Source organism: Bernardetia sp. Wsw4-3y2 (assembly GCF_037126295.1).
GTDB lineage: Bacteria > Bacteroidota > Bacteroidia > Cytophagales > Bernardetiaceae > Bernardetia.
On sequence record NZ_CP147017.1, the window covers coordinates 1,490,191 to 1,507,529 of the forward strand.

General features: G+C 30.4%; 10 protein-coding genes. 3 read left to right on the top strand and 7 right to left on the bottom strand.

From position 1 onward, the window contains the following. Nucleotides 1-219: 219 nt before the first annotated feature. On the top strand, nt 220-1,704 hold the full coding sequence (locus V9L05_RS05925; protein WP_338814762.1) for a serine hydrolase: 1,485 nt from the start codon (nt 220-222) through the stop codon (nt 1,702-1,704). Nucleotides 1,705-1,819: 115 nt separating this feature from the next. Here the strand turns inward: V9L05_RS05925 and V9L05_RS05930 are convergent, their stop codons facing one another. Continuing rightward, entirely contained in the window at nt 1,820-2,290 is a 471-nt protein-coding gene (locus tag V9L05_RS05930) for a hypothetical protein (protein ID WP_338814763.1), read from the bottom strand. 179 nt (nt 2,291-2,469) lie between these two features. On the opposite strand from V9L05_RS05930, the gene gltX reads away from it, so the two are divergent. Further along, nucleotides 2,470-4,020 (top strand): glutamate--tRNA ligase, encoded by a 1,551-nt coding sequence (gene gltX / locus V9L05_RS05935; protein WP_338794165.1) that lies wholly within the window; start codon nt 2,470-2,472, stop codon nt 4,018-4,020. An 84-nt stretch (nt 4,021-4,104) separates the two neighbouring features. Here gltX and V9L05_RS05940 read toward each other — a convergent pair whose 3' ends face one another. The 6 genes from V9L05_RS05940 to V9L05_RS05965 all read right to left on the bottom strand — a co-directional run bounded on the left by V9L05_RS05940 (nt 4,105) and on the right by V9L05_RS05965 (nt 16,000). Continuing rightward, the gene (locus V9L05_RS05940; protein ID WP_338814764.1) at nt 4,105-4,719 is read right to left on the bottom strand and encodes a hypothetical protein; all 615 of its coding nucleotides are present in this window, start codon (nt 4,717-4,719) and stop codon (nt 4,105-4,107) included. Nucleotides 4,720-4,799: 80 nt separating this feature from the next. Next, the gene (locus tag V9L05_RS05945; RefSeq protein ID WP_338814765.1) at nt 4,800-7,850 is read right to left on the bottom strand and encodes an SMC family ATPase; all 3,051 of its coding nucleotides are present in this window, start codon (nt 7,848-7,850) and stop codon (nt 4,800-4,802) included. A gap of 103 nt (nt 7,851-7,953) precedes the next feature. Beyond that, entirely contained in the window at nt 7,954-8,796 is an 843-nt protein-coding gene (locus tag V9L05_RS05950; protein WP_338814766.1) for a hypothetical protein, read from the bottom strand. Between the two features lie 128 nt (nt 8,797-8,924). Further along, complete coding sequence (gene raiA / locus V9L05_RS05955; protein WP_338794162.1) at nt 8,925-9,224, bottom strand: ribosome-associated translation inhibitor RaiA; 300 nt, start codon at nt 9,222-9,224, stop codon at nt 8,925-8,927. Nucleotides 9,225-9,435: 211 nt separating this feature from the next. Further along, nucleotides 9,436-11,820 (bottom strand): 7TM diverse intracellular signaling domain-containing protein, encoded by a 2,385-nt coding sequence (locus V9L05_RS05960; protein ID WP_338814767.1) that lies wholly within the window; start codon nt 11,818-11,820, stop codon nt 9,436-9,438. 250 nt (nt 11,821-12,070) lie between these two features. Next, nucleotides 12,071-16,000 carry a response regulator gene (locus V9L05_RS05965; protein ID WP_338814768.1) on the bottom strand — a complete coding sequence of 1,310 codons (3,930 nt, stop codon included), beginning with the start codon at nt 15,998-16,000 and terminating at the stop codon, nt 12,071-12,073. Between the two features lie 405 nt (nt 16,001-16,405). Here V9L05_RS05965 and cdaA point away from each other — a divergent pair, with 405 nt between their 5' ends. After that, a complete protein-coding gene (gene cdaA, locus V9L05_RS05970; RefSeq protein WP_338794159.1) occupies nt 16,406-17,203 on the top strand; it encodes a diadenylate cyclase CdaA in 798 nt (265 codons plus the stop codon). Nucleotides 17,204-17,339 lie beyond the last annotated feature (136 nt).

Here is a 17,339-nt window from a genome sequence, read left to right on the forward strand (position 1 = left end):
TAACTAAAAATAAACCTAACTTAGCTACTGAGTTAGGTTTTCTTTGTCCTAAACATGTATTTTAGTATTCCATACAATTCATTTTTCAGAAAAATATTCAAAAATTCATTTTTGATGCAATCTATTCAAAAAAACATTGTCTTTGTAGTAAATCTGTAACAGTATTAATCATACTCTTATAATTTACAAACTTCAAATTGTGCAATTAACAATCATAACATGAAAAAATATCTGATTATTAGTTTTCTTTTTCTGACAACTTTTTCAGTATGGGCACAAGTCGAAAAAAGCTCTGACTTATACAAAACGATTATGTTAAAGGACAGTCTGCTTTTTAATGTAGGCTTTAACACATGTGATATTGACCAGTTTGAGAGTTTATTGAGTGAAAAATTTGAATTCTTTCACGACAAAGACAGTATTTCACACAAAAATGATTTTATATATAATTTGAGAAATGGCTTATGCAAATCACCTACAAACTATAAATCAAGAAGAGAATTAGTAACAGAAAGCACTGAAATTTATCCACTTTATAAAAAAAATGTGTTGTATGGAGCAATTCAAACAGGCAATCATAAATTTCATGAAACAATATCAAACCAAAAAGAAACCTTTGTAGGTACAGCAAAATTTACCCACGTTTGGCTTTTAGAAAATGGAGTTTGGAAATTAAACAAGAGTTTGAGTTATGACCATCAAGGCACAAATTCCTTAAGCTATCAATCTTCTATGTTTGGTAGCGATACTGAAATAGAAAATTGGTTAAAAGAAAACAAAGTTCCAACGTTAGGACTGGGAATTATTAAAGATGGAAAACTACAACAAATAAAAGTATTTGGAGAACTCAAAAAAGATGTTGTAGCACCTTATAATACTATTTTTAATGTTGCCTCTCTTACCAAACCAATTACAGCAATAGTAACTTTGAAGCTCGTCAGTTTGGGAAAATGGAACTTAGATGAGCCTATTTATAACTATTGGACTGATCCAGATGTGGCAAAAGACCCAAATTCCAAATTAATTACGACAAGACATATTTTGAGTCATCAAACAGGTTTTACAAATTGGCGTGGAAATAATGAAGATGGAAAACTACATTTTGAATTTCCAGTCGGAACAAAATATCAATATTCAGGAGAAGGTTTTGAATATTTGAGAGAAGCCTTAGAAGCAAAATTTCAAAAATCGCTTAATGAGTTAGCAACCGAATTGATTTTTACTCCTTTACAAATGAATGATACCAATTATTTTTGGACTGAAAAAACAGACAGTTTACGATTTGCAATAGGTTATAACAAAGAGGGACTTGCTTACGAAATAGAAAGAAATACAACTGCAAATGCTGCTGATAATTTATTGACTACACTTGAAGACTATGGAAAATTTTTAACTAGTGTAATGAAAGGCGAAGGTTTGAGCGAAAAAGTATTTGATGATATGATTAAACATCAAATTCAAACAAAAGAAGGAAAATATTTTGGACTTGGATTTGGAATTTATGAATTAGCAAACAATCAATATGCTTTAGCGCATAGTGGTGCTGACAAAGGCTGCCAAACAATAGTATTTATTTTGCCTAAGACAAAAGAAGGAATAATTATTTTTACTAATGTGGATGATGGCTACAAAGTATATGAGAAATTATTAAAACATTATTTAGGAGAAAATGGAAATACAATTTTTGAAATTGAAACAAAATAAAGAATGTTTTTTTCAAAATCTATCTATCAATTTTATCTAATTTGGTAATAATAAAGTAACTCTTGTGAATTTTTAGATAAAACAGAGTTACTAAAGCTACAGAGAATATCTAAAATTATTCATTCAATCTAAACCTTTCAAAATTAATTCGATTAGGCTTTCCAGATTTCCACTCCTTCAATAATTTTTTTTCATCAAATTGTTCTTGTTTTTTTATAAATACAGAACCTACAAATTTTTCATCTCTGTAATACTCTGCTACAATTAATTCTCCTTCTCTTATTTTTTTGATGGTAGAAATTGCATCTTTTATATCTTCTTCAAACTTACTTTCATACCAACCTCCAAAATGACAATGATGACTACAAAAACCAATAGTTATTTTTTCATCTTGGCTATTTAAAATCAAATTCGTGTTTCTTTCTTCACTAAAGGATTTTATTTTTATTTCTAAAAAGACGGTTTCTATATCCTCATTTTGATGGAAACTAATTCGATAAGGAGATTCTAATATAGAAGGATAGTTTTTTTTCAAAAAATCATTTACTTTTTGAGAATAATGATCTAGTTTTTTCTGATTATACATTGGCAATTAATATTTTCAAAATTATAAATTAGGATTAAATGAACTACAAAGCCAAACATCAAGTTTATAATTTAAAACCAAATACAAAGCATAATTAGAAGCATCATTATTTTTTCGTAAATTTGTATTTTAAAAATTCAAAATGAAATATATCAAAAAAACTATATAGAATTATCTTTATGAGTAACGACACAGCATCAAATGTACGAGTTCGTTTTGCACCTTCTCCAACAGGAGCATTGCATATCGGAGGAGTCCGTACTGCCCTTTTCAATTATTTATTTGCCAAAAAACATGGTGGCGAGTTTATCATTCGTGTAGAAGATACCGACCAAACTCGTTTTGTAGAAGGAGCAGAAGAATATATTTTGGAAGCCTTAGAGTGGATTGGAATTGTTCCTACTGAAAGTCCAAAACATGGAGGACAATATGCGCCTTATCGCCAGTCTGAGCGAAAAGATATGTATAAAGATTATGCCATGCAACTCATCGAAAACGGATATGCTTATTATGCTTTTGATACTTCAGAAGATTTAGAAGCAATGAAAGAACGTTTGAAAAATGCAGGTGTTGCTTCTCCTCAATACAACAGTATCACTCGTACACAAATGCGTAACTCTTTGACATTGCCAGAAGATGAAACAAAACGTCTTTTAGAAAGTGGCGAAAAATATGTAGTTCGTTTGAAAGTTCCACGCAAAGAAGAAGTTCGTTTGAATGACATGATTCGTAACTGGGTAGTTGTTCATTCGTCTGCCATTGATGATAAAGTTTTGTTGAAATCCGACGGAATGCCTACCTATCATTTGGCAAATGTTGTCGATGACCATTTAATGAAAATTACACACGTTATTCGTGGTGAAGAGTGGCTTCCGTCTGCTCCTTTGCACGTTCTTTTGTATCGTTATTTGGGTTGGGAAGATACAATGCCAAAATTTGCTCACTTGCCTTTGATTTTGAAACCAGACGGAAACGGAAAACTTTCAAAACGTGATGGTGCAAAATTCGGAATGCCTGTTTTTCCGTTGGAATGGAATGGAAAAGGAGCAGAAGATGAAAAATTTGAAGGTTTTAGAGAATGGGGATTCGAACCTGCTGCTGTCGTAAACTTTTTAGCTCTTTTGGGTTGGAATCCTGGGAATAATGAAGAGATTTTTTCTATGGAAGAATTAATCGAAGCCTTTGATATTTCAAGAGTAAATAAAGCAGGAGCAAGATTTGATTTTGATAAAGCAAAATGGTTTAATCAACAATATCTACGCAACAAACCAAATAATGAAATCGCTGATTATTTAGCTTCAAAAATGGTTTCTAACTCTTTGGCTGATACTTCTTATTTAGAAAAATTAGCTGGAATATTAAAAGAAAGAGCCGTATTTATGAGTGATTTTTGGGAAGGTTCACAAGTATTTTTACAAGCTCCTTCTGAATATGATGAACAATTAGTTGCCAAAAAATGGAATGCTGATGCTGTAAAAGGGCTTACTGCTTTGGTAGAAGTTTTGAAAAATACAGATTCATTGACTGATGAAGCACAAACTAAACAACTCGTTCATGATGCTGCTACAAATGCAGGAGTCAAAATGGGTGTTGTTATGCTTCCTTTGCGCTTGGCTCTGACTGGTGCAGGTTCAGGACCTGATTTGATGGAAGTAGCTACTCTTTTAGGAAAAGAAGAAGTTTCTGCTAGAATTGAAAAGGCTATTAGTGAACTTGAAGTGAAGGCTTAACTAAAAAGATGTCGTTTGTGAGCAGACAAACAACAGCAAGATTAAATATAAAAAGTCTAATCTCATTTTTGAGGCTAGACTTTTTTAATAGTAGCAAGACCAAGGGTAGACATGCTCATAATATTTTCTTAACTCTTCGACTTGATTGTTTTTGGTACAAGGAAGAATACACTTATAATTTTTATTGATTGGTATCTTTATATACTCTTCAGGAGACTGAATAGTAAGTGTGTCTAAACCTTGTATTTTATTAAGGTCTAGAGTAAAATTATAATCTCGTTCTTTAAGTGCAGTATAATACAATTTCCTGATTCTAACTGAATCTAAATTTATTACTGCACATTTTGGATGAATAAGACACAAGTAATCTAAGTTTTTAAAAGAACTGTCTAAAAACAAAGTATCATTCCCCAATTTGCTTTCTGATATTGAGAATGATTCTAACTTTTGCAAAAAACCTTGTCTTAATTTAACATTAGAATTTTCCATAACAGCAATATTAATTATTCTTTTTGTGTATGTAGAATCAGGAAGAGAATCTTGCCAATTAAATATGTCTATACTGTAAGTACTGTCATCAACAGGAAAAAAATAAATAGAACTCTCTTCTCTTGTTAGTGTATAATCCAAAATTTGCCTCTTTTCTTCCGTACAAGACAAAAAAGTAAGTACTAAAATAATAATTTGGAAATTTTTCATTTTTGTGGTTTTATTTAATGAATCATATTTGGCACAAAGTTGTGCTTATATCTATTATCTTGCACTAAATAAAAATCTATTTACCCAGCAACCAATTTAATAACACTTCCTTCAGTTTGATTTTTTTGAATATGAAGATGCGTTCTAATTTCTTGTTGCAGACTTTCTACGTGGGAAATAATACCAACTACTTTATTTTCTTTTTGTAGACTTTGAAGTGTATTAAGGACAATTTGAAGTGAATCATTATCCAAAGAACCAAAACCCTCATCGATAAAAAAGAATTCTTGTTGTTTTCGCATACTCTCCGAAAGTGCCAACGCAACACAAAGTGAAGCCTGAAAAAGCTGTCCTCCCGAAAGCGTTTTGATAGCTCTTGTTTTTCCTTCGCTCAAAAAATCTCTTACTTCAAATTCATTACTTTCATTGAGAATTAGTTCTAAAGAATGATGAGTAAGTTCTCTAAAACGAACATTTGCCAGATTACACAAATTTCTTAAATATTCTGTTGAAGCAAAATCAACAAAACCACCACTTCCACCCTTAAAAAGTTTTGTGAGTGTTTGCAAATTATCTTGTCTTTGTAAAAGTTTAGATAGTTTTTTCTCTAAATCTGCTTTTTCTAATTTATCTTTTTCAGCCTTTTTGATTTCTTGACTGAGGATAGTTTGCTGAGAAATATCTTGTTTTTGTTTTGCAGTGAGGTCTTTTATTTCTTTGATAAGTTTCTCAAATGAATCATTTTCATAGCTTTTTCCTTCAGTTTGTTGCTCTAATTTTTGATAATCTTCTAAAGTATTTTTTAGATTTGTAAAGAAAGTCGTAATTTCTTTTCGTTCATTATCTGTATCTATTTTTTGCTTTAGAATAATTTCAATATCAACTTGATTTACTTTGCATTCCAAATTTCTATTAAAACTATCTATTTTTTGCAAAACCTGTTTTTGATTTGCTTCTAGCTCTTCATTTAGATTTGAGAGTTGAGAAAGAATAGATTTTAGTGTTCCTTCTAACTCACTTTTCTGATGGAAAAACTGTTTTTCTTGTTCTTGATTTTTCAAAAATTCCTTTTCTGATTTTTCTGCATTATTCTTTATTTCTACAATCGTTTTTTCTAATTCTGAAATGGAAGAATTTAGGTACAACTGACTTACTTTTTCAGAATTTCGCTCTAATTCTTGTATTTGCCCCGTTTGTAAAGCATGTTTTTGCTTTATGTCTTCCAAACCTAGTTTGTACTTTTCTATCTCAGCATTTACTTTTTCTGATTTTTGTTCTAATTCTGAAAGCTGATTTTCTGATTTTTTGATTTGAGTTTGAATAGTTTTTTGTTCTTTCTGAATTTTTAAAATTTCAGTTTTAGATAGACTTTTCCATTTACTCTTATTTTCTAAAAATACTTTCTGATGAGTTTCAAATTCTACGTTTATGCTTGATTGCTTTTGAAGTTGTTTGTCTAAACTTTCCTTCTTTTCTGTAATTTTTTCTATAAATCGGCTTAATTCTACTTCTTCTTTTTGAAGTGTCTTGAGATTTTGTTCGTCTTCTTTTTTCTGTTTTTTGAGTGATTTCAAATTACTATCAAGATTCTCCACATCTAAAATAGTTGGATGCGATTCCGAACCACAAACAGGACAGGGCTGACCATCTTCCAATGCATGAACGGCTTGATGAAGTCCTTTTTGCATTGTCAATTTTTCAATTTCTTGATTTGTTTTTTCTATATTTTGAGTGATTTGTTTTTCTGATAGTTGTAATCTATTAGTTTCAAAAGTCGATTTTTCAGTTTCAATTTTCTCAATTTCTGATTTTGCATTTTCTACTTCTTTATTTATTTCAGACTGATTTTTATCTAAATTTTCATTTTTATCAAACCAAATAAAAGCATTTTGCAGGTTTTCGGTATCAATTATTTTACTTTTAAATTCTGAAATAGCATTCTTTTCTTTACTAATTTGAGATTTTATAGTTTGAAGTTCTTCTTGTTTTTGAAGAATTAGATTTGTTCCATTTTCTATTCTTTCTGCTTTCTTTGTATATTCTTCTTTTGCTTCTTTGAGTTTGATAAGCTGATTTATAGGTTCAATTTGCTTTAGTTTTTTTAAGTTTTCTTCTTTTTGAATAGAAATTTCTTTTTGTAACTCAACAGTTTTATCATATTTTTTTTGAGTTTTTTGATAATCCTGCTGCGTTTCTTTTTGCTTTTCTTGAATAGAATTTAAGTTTATGATTATTCTTTTTTGGTCTTTTAAATCTTGTTCAAATTCATTTTTTACTAAAATAAATTGATTCAAATTTTCTTCTCTCTTTTTTATAGTTTCTTCTTGATATTGAAGTTTTTGCAGTTGAAGTTGCTTTCTATTTTTTTCTTCAAAAATCGTTTTAATGATTTCTAACTGACTTTTTTGTTCATTTTTTTGATTGATTTGATTTTCTTGTTCTAAAATTATTTTACTTAGGTTTTCTACTTCTGTTTCTTTGTTTTGAATAAAATCTTCTGTCAAATATTCAAATTGATGCGAAATTATATTTTCAATTACTTCAATCTGATTTTTGGTTTCTTTCAGCAAATTGCGTGTATTATCAGCCAAATCATATTCATGCAGCGAAAAAACATCTTTTATCATGTCTATGCGTGCAGCAGGTTTGAGCTGTAAAAACTCGGCAAACTGTCCTTGTGGAATAATAACTGTTCTTTTAAAATTATCATACGAAAGACCAATCGCTGTTTCTACTTCTTCGAATTCAATGGTTTGCCAATCATTTCCATTTGTTTTTTTGGCTGCTCTTCGATTATAATTAGTAACAGTATCAAATTTTTTGGAATTTCGTTTGGCTATAAATTCACAAATAAAATGTTCTTTTTCTTTTCCTGCCAAAAACTCAAAACTAATTTCTACAACATCAGAATCTAGATTCATCATGTTGTAATACCTATTGTCGCCACTAATATTTAGCTTGTCTGTTCTGCCAAAAATAGCAAACGTAATCGCTTCCAAAATACTGGATTTTCCACTTCCTACTTTTCCAAAAATACCGAAAATACCAGCTTCTGAAAGTGTATCAAACTTAATAGTATGCTTTTTTTTATAAGAATAAAGACCGTTGATAGATAATGAAAGTGGAAACATAAAAAAATTTAGAAGTATGAAGTTAGATTTTAGAAGTAAAGGCAATGAATTGAAATTCAGCGTAGGGAAAAGGCTTGCCTTTTCCTTTATTAAATCATAAAAATTATTTGTTTTCCTTCATCAAATCAAGATTTATGGTAGAGATAAAATTTATTTTCATATTACCAAGGTTGAACTGCATACCACTATTTTCTTGATTTTGTAATTTATCTAATTTCATCTGAATTTTTAGTACAACTTCTCCCTCTGTGAAATATCCTTTTTCTATATCAAAAATATACTCTCCTTCTCCTTTTATTTCTGGTTTGTCTTCTTCCTTTATTTTACTTTCTAGTTTTGGATTTTGGTATTTATCAATCAGAATATCATTTTTTAATGTGTAGAGATTACCTTTAATAGACTTGAGTGTGAGTGTTTGAAAACCTGTCATGGTTATTTTTTCATCTGCTAATGGAATAGACATATTTGTTTCTATTTTGACAGATTCTCCTACTTTCAAATCCTTTGTCGGAATTGGTAATATTCCTGTGGAAAATAACTTCATAGCCTCACTTATTTCTCCTTCTATTGTTCCATCAGATTTCAATCCTTTGATAGACAAATTGTTAAGCTCCTCATTTTCTATTTTCATGTTTTGTAAAATCATATTACCCATTTCTCCCATATACATATCCTCTAAGGCGAGGTTTGCTTTTCCGTCTTGGGTAGGTACAATTGTCAGTTTTCCTTTTGCTGTGTTTGTAATCCCAAAAGCTGAAAAAATTCCTCCCAGTGGACTAACTTCTGTTTTTTGAGTAAAATTATAAGTTAGCTTATCAAAATTTTGAAACTTCCATCTAATTGCTCTTTCATTTTCAGAATCTGAACAACTTATAAATAAAAAACCAAAAACAAGACAAATACCAAGAATAGAATACCTGATGGAGTTATTTATTATATTTTTCATAGTAGAATAAAATTATAAGAAACTTAGCTTTTAATATTGTAAAGATAAAAAAACCTTTCAGAATAATTAAAAAGTTTATTCTGAAAGGTTTTTAAAAGTTAAAGTCATACATAAAGCAAAAAAATGCCTTAGTGTGTACTCATTTTTTCTTTAAATTTTTTAATCTGACGACGCAGAGCTTCTACTGTTTCATCAGCAGCAGATTCAAAAGTTTCTCCCGATTCTTTTGCAAAAAGACTTGTACCTGGTACATTTAAGCGAATTTCGACTACTTTTTCTTTTTTAGGGTCTCCTTTTTCGGTACGAATATAAACTTCTCCGTTGATGATTCCGTCATAGAAAGTCTCTAATTTATTGACTTTCGTTTGTATAAAATCGCTTAGTGTGTCGCTTCTATCATTATCGACATAATACATTTCTAACTTCATAAAAATTGAGGTTAAGGTAAAAAAAATGAAATATTATACTTTTCGTAATAAATTCTTTGTTGTAGACTGATTTTAAAAAATACTTTAATGAGTATTGAATTTAATATTAAATTCGTGTTACATTTTAGTTTCAATCTACATAAATCACAGAATAAAAACAAGTGTAAGGCTATAAAGTTTAATAATTTTTATTCTACTTTTTCATTCTTTTTTATTTTGATTTGGTAGGCAGTGAAAATGAGAAGATTGTCCCTTTTCCTTCCTCACTATCAATCCATATTTTGCCTCCATTTCCTTCAATAAATTCTTTACAGAGTTTGAGTCCGATTCCTGTTCCTTTTTCTTTATGTGTCCCTAAGGTTGTGAAATTTTCTTCGTTAAAAATTTTCTTTTTATTTTTTGGAGAAATTCCTATTCCTGTATCTACTATTCGCATAATTAAAAAATCATTTGCTGTTTCTTCTGACTTGACTAAGATGGTATCTGTTTTTCTACAAAACTTAATTGCATTAGCTACTAAATTTCTGATAACTAAATCTATCATATTCTTATCAGCATAGACAAATGTACTTTGTTCGACTTGGTTTGTAAAACTCAAATCTTTCCCTTTTATTTCTTTATTGAATAAATTTTCTTTGTTGGCAACTAACTTATAAATATCAAAATCTTCTGGGTCAGCATGTAAACCAGTCATTTGGCTTTTTGCCCAGTAGACCAAATTATTCAGTAAATCAGAAGTATAATTTACATTTTTGATAATTTCAGGAAGGAAGTATTTTAATTCAGCTTCTGAAATGCCTCCTTTTTCAAATAAATCTAAAACTCCTTTTAGCTGTGCAAATGGGCTACGTAAATCGTGAGAGATAATAGAAAAGAGTTTATCTTTTGTATCATTCAAGCTCTGTAGTTCTAGCTCTTTATTTTTCAAATCACTTACATCAGTTACAAAAACAGTTACATACTTCAATTTTTTGTCTTCATCAAGAACAGGAAAGTATTTTCCATACGAATGCAACATTTGCCCGTTAGGAAGCCGAAGTGGGTCAGCAAACTCTACTACTTTTCCTTGCATTACTTGTTCTAAATAAGGTATATGAATATCTGATATATTTTTTGGCAATACTTTGGTGTGATGCATTCCTTCTATTGTTGAAATAGGTAAAAAGAAACTATCTTCATACATCTTATTGGCAATTATATAGTGTCCTTTTGTATCTATCATTGCTACAAAAATAGGTAGATTATCAATAATTGCTCTCAAAATCATTCGTTCTTGATTAGCAGTTTTGAGCTTAGTAGCATTTGTTGTGGCTTCTTCTAGGTGTTTCTGATTATGAATAATTTGATTTCTCATCTCAATTTCTTTTTCAGCCTTTAATAATAAATTCTGAACGACTCTTTTATTTTCTTTTCTTAGGCTACGAATATGATCACTTAAAGCAAGTGAAAAAAGCCAAATTTCTAAAACGACTCCAAAATAAACGGCATTACGAGTATAAGTAAAATAAGGAATAACTCCATTTATGGTAATTAAGAAAATTAATATAGATACAAATAAAAAAGTCCAACCAAGAGCATAAAAAAGTCCATTTTTCTTTCCTTGAAATGTTATCCAATAAGCAATAGTAAGATTGACTATTGCATTAATAACAAGAAAAGACTGATGTATAGGCTGAATTTTTTGTAATGGAATAAATAAGTTAGAGAACCCTATCAGAGATATTATAGAAATGAGAACTATCAATAGATAGTAGAGCATTTTATTATTTTTCTTTAACTCAAGGTAAAAAATAGTAATAAGACTGACTGTTATTTGAACAGGTGTAACCCAAACTGCAATATGGGTATGAATCCAAATGTAGAACTCTCCTTTTCCAAAAAACTCTGACCAATAAGTATAATTATTAGCAAATGTTACAGAAAACCCAATTCCAAAAAGATAAAATACATATAATAAATAGAGTTTTTTACGAGTAGCAAAATATAAAAAGCTATTGTATAAAAACATAATTAGAAGTACACCTACAAAACCTGCTGTTATGAAATCCCCTTTATCTTTTTCTTGTTCTAGGGCTTGAAGACTACCTACTAGTAGAGGTACTTCTAAAGAACGTGCGCTTTTTACTTTTAAATAATAAGTTTGAACAGAAGTATTTTCTTCTTTTTGAAGAGGCAGCCAAAAGGTATTGGAGGGATATTTTTTTTCTTGTTCTACTCTTAAAATTCCTGTTTGAAAAGGTTTGTTATAATTTCCTGCTGAATCTGGACTATAAAAATCAATTTCCCACAAATAGGTAGTATTTATATTGAGCCAAATATCAGTAGATGATTTGTTTTGAGTTTGGAATTTGAACCAAAAAACACTTTCTGACGAAGTTTCTATAAAAATATCTTTTTGATGAAGTTCAAACTTTCCTTGTTGTTCAAACTTTTGAATTTCTTCGAATGACAATTTACCTTTTGTATCTTCTAAAACATAAATTTGTTTTCCTATTTTCAATAAATCTGTCGAATGATTTATAGTTATTACATTATCTTGCCCAAAGGAAGACGTAATAAGTAAAGATAAATACAACAACAGAATAATTTTATACATTTTTTATCTATAAATATGAATCTTTTGGCTTCCTGACAAAGATATATTGAAACTATACTCACAATAAAAATTTATTAAGCCATGTGAATATAAAAAAATTAATAAACTATTGACAAAACAGCCATTAATTTCAGGTGCAATTTGTGTAAATTTATTCTATTTCAATCAATTTTTTATCCACTTATACGAATAAATAAAAAATGCAGAAATTTTATTCAATCTCTGCATTATGCAAACTTAGCAAAAAGTATTATGCTTTCTGCTTATTAAGATGTTGTTTGATTTTTTTCATCAAGATAGTATAGTCAACTGGCTTTGTCATATAATCATTTGCGCCTACTTCAAGACATTTTTTTCGATCTTCTTCAAGTGCTTTTGCTGTTACGGCAATAATAGGCAAATCCTTCCATTTTTCTTGTTTTCGGATATTTTCAATAGTTTCAAAACCATTCATGATTGGCATCATGATATCCATCAAAATCAAATCTACAGATTCCTCTTCTAATACTTCTAATGCTTCTTTTCCATTAAATGCTTCTATAATATCAGCATCATGATTTTCTAAGGCTGAAGTCATTACAAACACATTACGAATGTCATCATCAACAATCAGAATACGTTTGCCTCGTAAATCATCACTATTAGCTTCATCAGCTTCGTCAGCTAAGTAAGACTCTAAACTTTTATTGACAATAGAATCAAAATCTTCTGATGTTTCTTTATTAAAGTGATCATTACTGTTATCTCTTTCTGCAAAAGTAGTCACATTTTCAGATTCTGAATTCTCTGTATTACTTTCTGCATTAGTTTCTAAATTAGTTGTTGTTTCTTCTTTTTCTTTTTTGGTTGAACCTTTTGTAGGATTTTTCTCGTGTACTTGATGCAAAAACATTTTTGCTTTCTCTAAAAGTTGAGTATAGGCTTGTGGATGTTTGATAATTACACTTACTGAGTACAAACGCATTTCTTCTTTTTCAGAAGCTGTTAAATCTTTTCCAGTATAAATAATAACTGGAATATTTAGACTGTGTTCTTTTATGAATCTACAAAGTCCCATTCCTGTTCCTTGTTCTAGCTTCAAATCAGCAATTACGATATCATAATTTCCTGTTTCTAGTTCTTGCTTAGCTGCTGCTTCTGTTGCAACTCCTTTACAAACAACTCCTTCTTTATCAAATAGCTCTAATAAATAATTTTGTTGAAACTCATCATCTTCTACAATAAGCATTTGCTTTGTAGACTTATGCGAAATTCCAGTCAAGCGTAACACTTCATCACGCACAGCCTTTGCTTCAATTGGTTTTTGAAGATAGCCAACTGCTCCTTTTTCAAGTAATTCGATATTTCTATCTCTAGCCGAAACAATTGTAATTGGAATATGACGATATTTGGGTTTGGTTTTGATTTGTTCTAAAAGCTCTGCTCCTGTAATATCTGGCAATCCTAAATCCAAAAGAACTCCTAAGGGATTAAAATATTCGACATCTTGCCAAAATTCTTTTCCAGAAACAGCAATAATACTCTTAAACCCTAATCCACGACTAATTTCTACCAAACTATTTGCATAATCAACATTATCTTCTACAATCAGAATGATATCATCACCTTGATTGGCATTTTCTCTGTCATCTTCGACGGCAAGTTGCGCTACTCGTTTATATTTTCTTTCAGCAGCCTGCTCTTTTACTTGTGCTACATCATCAGCATTAGAACGAAGTTGTGGCTTTCTTTTTTTATCATAAACGACATCTAATTTGCGTTTTTTAGCATCTTCTTCTTCGATATGATTTTCGATTGGAAGTAACATATAAAACTCGCTTCCTTTTCCGTGTTCTGAACTCAAATGAACTTCTCCACCCAACATGTTTGTAAGTTCACGAGCAATAGAAAGACCTAAACCAGTTCCTCCAAATTCCCTTGATACCGAACCATCAACTTGCTGGAAGGCTTCAAAGATAACCTTTTGTTTGTTGTGAGGAATACCAATTCCAGAATCAATAACAGAAATTTTGACAGGTAGTTTATCGTGATTACTTTTCGTAATACGAATTGTTACGCTACCTTTTTTGGTAAACTTAAAGGCATTTGATAAAAAGTTTTTGAGAACCTGACTAATTTTGTCTCTATCATTAAATAACTCAATTCCTAATTGGTCATCCACAATAAAATCTAGTTTCTTTTGTCTTGCAAGTTCATCAAACAAAGGTTTAAGATGAGAAAGTAGTTCGCCTGTGTGGAAATGATAAATATTGACACTCATTTTTCCAGCTTCTATCTTCGAAATATCAAGAATATCATTAATGAGATTTAATAAATCATTTCCTGATTGATAAACAATACTACATTTCTGCACTTCTTTTTCGGATAAATTCTTAGAAGAATTTCGACGAAGCATATCTGAAAGCAAAATAATAGAATTAAGAGGCGTTCTGAGTTCGTGTGACATATTTGCCAAAAACTCTGATTTGTACTTACTTGCTCTGCCAAGTTCATCAGCCTGCTCTTCTAAATCTGCCTGAATAACAGTTAATTGTTCATTACGAATCTGTAACTCTGTACGATGTCTTTCAAGTTGTTCTTGTTGCTGTTGAAGCTCTTCATTAGTTTGTTGAAGCTCTTCTGCTTGTTGTTGCATTTCTTCGTTTTGCTGTTGCAATTCTTCTGATTGCTGTTGAACGTGCATTTGTTCTTCTTTCAAAAGCGCATTTGCTTTTTCTATTTCCTTAGCTTTTGACTGTGCTTCTCGTTTTGCACTTTGTGCTACTTCAAAAAGATTTTTGATTCGTTCGCTTTGCAAAGCAGAATACAAATGTGAAGAAATAAGTTCGGCAGAACTTGTAATAAGTTGTTTTTTAAGTTCTGTAAAAGGCTCAAAACTAGCCAATTCGATTACACCACAAAGCTCATTTTCATACAAAAGTGGAAACGTATAAGTAGAAGACGGACTTTTACTTATTGTCCCTGTAGTAATGTTTTGAGTATTGTCAGGAATATTTCTGAGCATAATAGGTTTTTTCTCGTAAGCTACTTGTCCTACAACACCTTCTCCTAAATAATACTCACTAGAAAGTCTATCTCTATCAGTAAAGGCATACGAACTATAGAGTTTTAATTTTCTGTCTTCTTCATCATAAATATAAAGAACTGCACAACCAACTTGTAAAAACTCACCTAAAAAACTAATACTTTTTTGCCCTACTTCTTTTGAAGTAAAATGACCAGAAAGCAGTGCATTTAATTTGTTTGCTCCCTCTTTTAAATAATCTTGATTACGCAAAGAATGTGTCATTTCATTAAGTGCAATACTCAAATCATCTTTTTCTCCTCGTACATTAAGTTGGACGTCATAATTTCCTTGTGAAATAGCATTTGCTTTTGTTACAATCTGTCCCAGACTTTTCACAATTTCATTAAAGCTTTGCCCTAACTTTCCTATTTCATCATTTCTCCCTCTAAGTTTGAATTCTACGTTTTCTAAATTTCCTAAAGCTACTTGCTCAGCTTTTTCTTCCATAATTTCGATAGGACGACTTATTTGTCCTTTTATCCAAAAAGGAATAAAAATAGTAATTAGAAATACCAAACCACCAAAACCACCTAGAGTTTTATATGCTTGCTGTACTAATTTATCATTATCTTCTTGTACTTGTGCTGCAATCTTTTCTTTTGTTTCAATTAGATTATCAAGTGTCGTTTTTAGTTCCTCAGCTTTTTTATTCAGCTCACCATAAATAAGTTGATTAGCTTGTTGCAAATCTTGTTCATCAATGGCTAATCCTAAGGCAGTAACTCGTAATGAGTGAAATTCCTGTAACGAAGTTGTATATTTTTCATACAATTCTTGTTCTTTTTCAGAAGGTAACTTTGAGCCAAGCTGTCTTGTCCACTCATCAATATCTCGTTCATCTCTAGTAATCTGTTGTGCATACTGTTTACGTTGTGTAAGAGTTTCAGACAAAATCACATCACGAGTCTTGACAAGCATCATTGGGTAGGCTTCTGCAATATGAGTAAGCAAACGAAGACCTTCAAAGTGAACTTCGGAAACTTCTTTTGAACGTTCACGCAAGTCTTCAATAGATATCAAAGTAAAAACGGACATCACTCCTACTACGACAGTAATAATAAGAAAGCTAATTGTTATTTTAGTAGATAATTTAAAACTATTAAACCATTTCATAAAGTGTGTAGGCTTTTAATTGGACTTTTGAGAACAGAAAGAAAACTAATTATATTTTGAGGTTTTATCTAATTGATTTATCAGATAATGTTTAATTAACAGAATTTGAATCAAATATCTTGCTTGTTTAGCTAAAATAAACCTTTTTTTCGACGAATACTAACTCAACGACTATTTATTTGTTTTAACATTTTTCGCAGTAGAATAATATAATTGATTCGTTACAATTTTACAAAAAATTAGTACCAAAATTGAAAGGATTACTTTTTTGCAAGTGATTTATTTGTTATTTTATCTTACTTTTGTTTAAGACAGATGAATTTGAAGGTTTTTAAATTCATTTATCACTAATCATTTATTACTAATCACTAAAAAGGCTTGTTTTTCTGTTTCAACATTGGATTTTTGGAAGTAAAGTGGGTAGATGTTTTTGATATTCTACTGGTTGGACTTTTGATTTATAATTTTTATAAACTCGTCAGAGGAACGGTTGCACTTCGTGTGTTTATTGGTTTTTTGTCGCTGTACTTCTTATATCTAATTGTACAGGCAACTGAAATGGAACTTTTGTCTTCTATTTTAGGTCAGTTTATGGGCGTTGGTGTAGTGGCTGCTGTGGTTTTGTTTCAAGATGAACTCCGTCGTTTTTTACTTTTAATCGGAAAAGCTCCTGCCTTCAATTCTGAGTTTTGGAATACTCTTTTTGGAAAAGATACAGCACATATTATTTGGAATATTGATGCTATTGTAGATTCTACAAAAGAAATGGCTCGTACAAGCACAGGCGCACTTATCGTAATTTCTCGTTTTGATGATATGGAAAAATATGCTGCAACAGGAGATATTATTGATGCCAAAATATCAAAACGAATTATATCTTCTATTTTCTTTAAAAATAGTCCGTTACATGATGGTGCTGCTATTTTTTATAAAGGTCGTATAATGGCTGGTCGTTGTAGACTTCCTCTTTCGACAAACGAACAAATTCCTGCTTCTTTAGGAATGCGACATCGTGCTGCTATCGGCATGAGTGAAGGAACAAGTACACTTATTTTGGTAGTCTCCGAAGAAACAGGGCAAATTTCAATTGTAAAAAATGGAGAAATAACTAAAAACCTCTCTCCTCAACAGACTCGTCAGATGCTCAATGAATATTTATCTGCTGAAGAAAAAGAAATTGATGCTGTGCCTTTACCAAATTAAATTTTATGAGGGTTTGGAGGGTAAATAATCAATATAGCAGGCCAGTTATGATAGCTTTTGTTGGTTAAAAATCATGTTGGTTTATCTAACAGAAATTTATACTAGTATCGAATTGTTGAAATTACTTGTACCAAAA

What these genes read in the sequence shown, in the direction of transcription:
- V9L05_RS05945 (WP_338814765.1), bottom strand. Translation starts at nt 7,850, where the DNA reads ATGTTTCCACTTTCATTATCTATCAACGGTCTTTATTCTTATAAAAAA.
- V9L05_RS05930 (WP_338814763.1), bottom strand. Translation starts at nt 2,290, where the DNA reads ATGTATAATCAGAAAAAACTAGATCATTATTCTCAAAAAGTAAATGAT.
- V9L05_RS05960 (WP_338814767.1), bottom strand. Translation starts at nt 11,820, where the DNA reads ATGTATAAAATTATTCTGTTGTTGTATTTATCTTTACTTATTACGTCT.
- gltX (WP_338794165.1), top strand. Translation starts at nt 2,470, where the DNA reads ATGAGTAACGACACAGCATCAAATGTACGAGTTCGTTTTGCACCTTCT.
- V9L05_RS05940 (WP_338814764.1), bottom strand. Translation starts at nt 4,719, where the DNA reads ATGAAAAATTTCCAAATTATTATTTTAGTACTTACTTTTTTGTCTTGT.
- V9L05_RS05925 (WP_338814762.1), top strand. Translation starts at nt 220, where the DNA reads ATGAAAAAATATCTGATTATTAGTTTTCTTTTTCTGACAACTTTTTCA.
- V9L05_RS05965 (WP_338814768.1), bottom strand. Translation starts at nt 16,000, where the DNA reads ATGAAATGGTTTAATAGTTTTAAATTATCTACTAAAATAACAATTAGC.
- V9L05_RS05950 (WP_338814766.1), bottom strand. Translation starts at nt 8,796, where the DNA reads ATGAAAAATATAATAAATAACTCCATCAGGTATTCTATTCTTGGTATT.
- raiA (WP_338794162.1), bottom strand. Translation starts at nt 9,224, where the DNA reads ATGAAGTTAGAAATGTATTATGTCGATAATGATAGAAGCGACACACTA.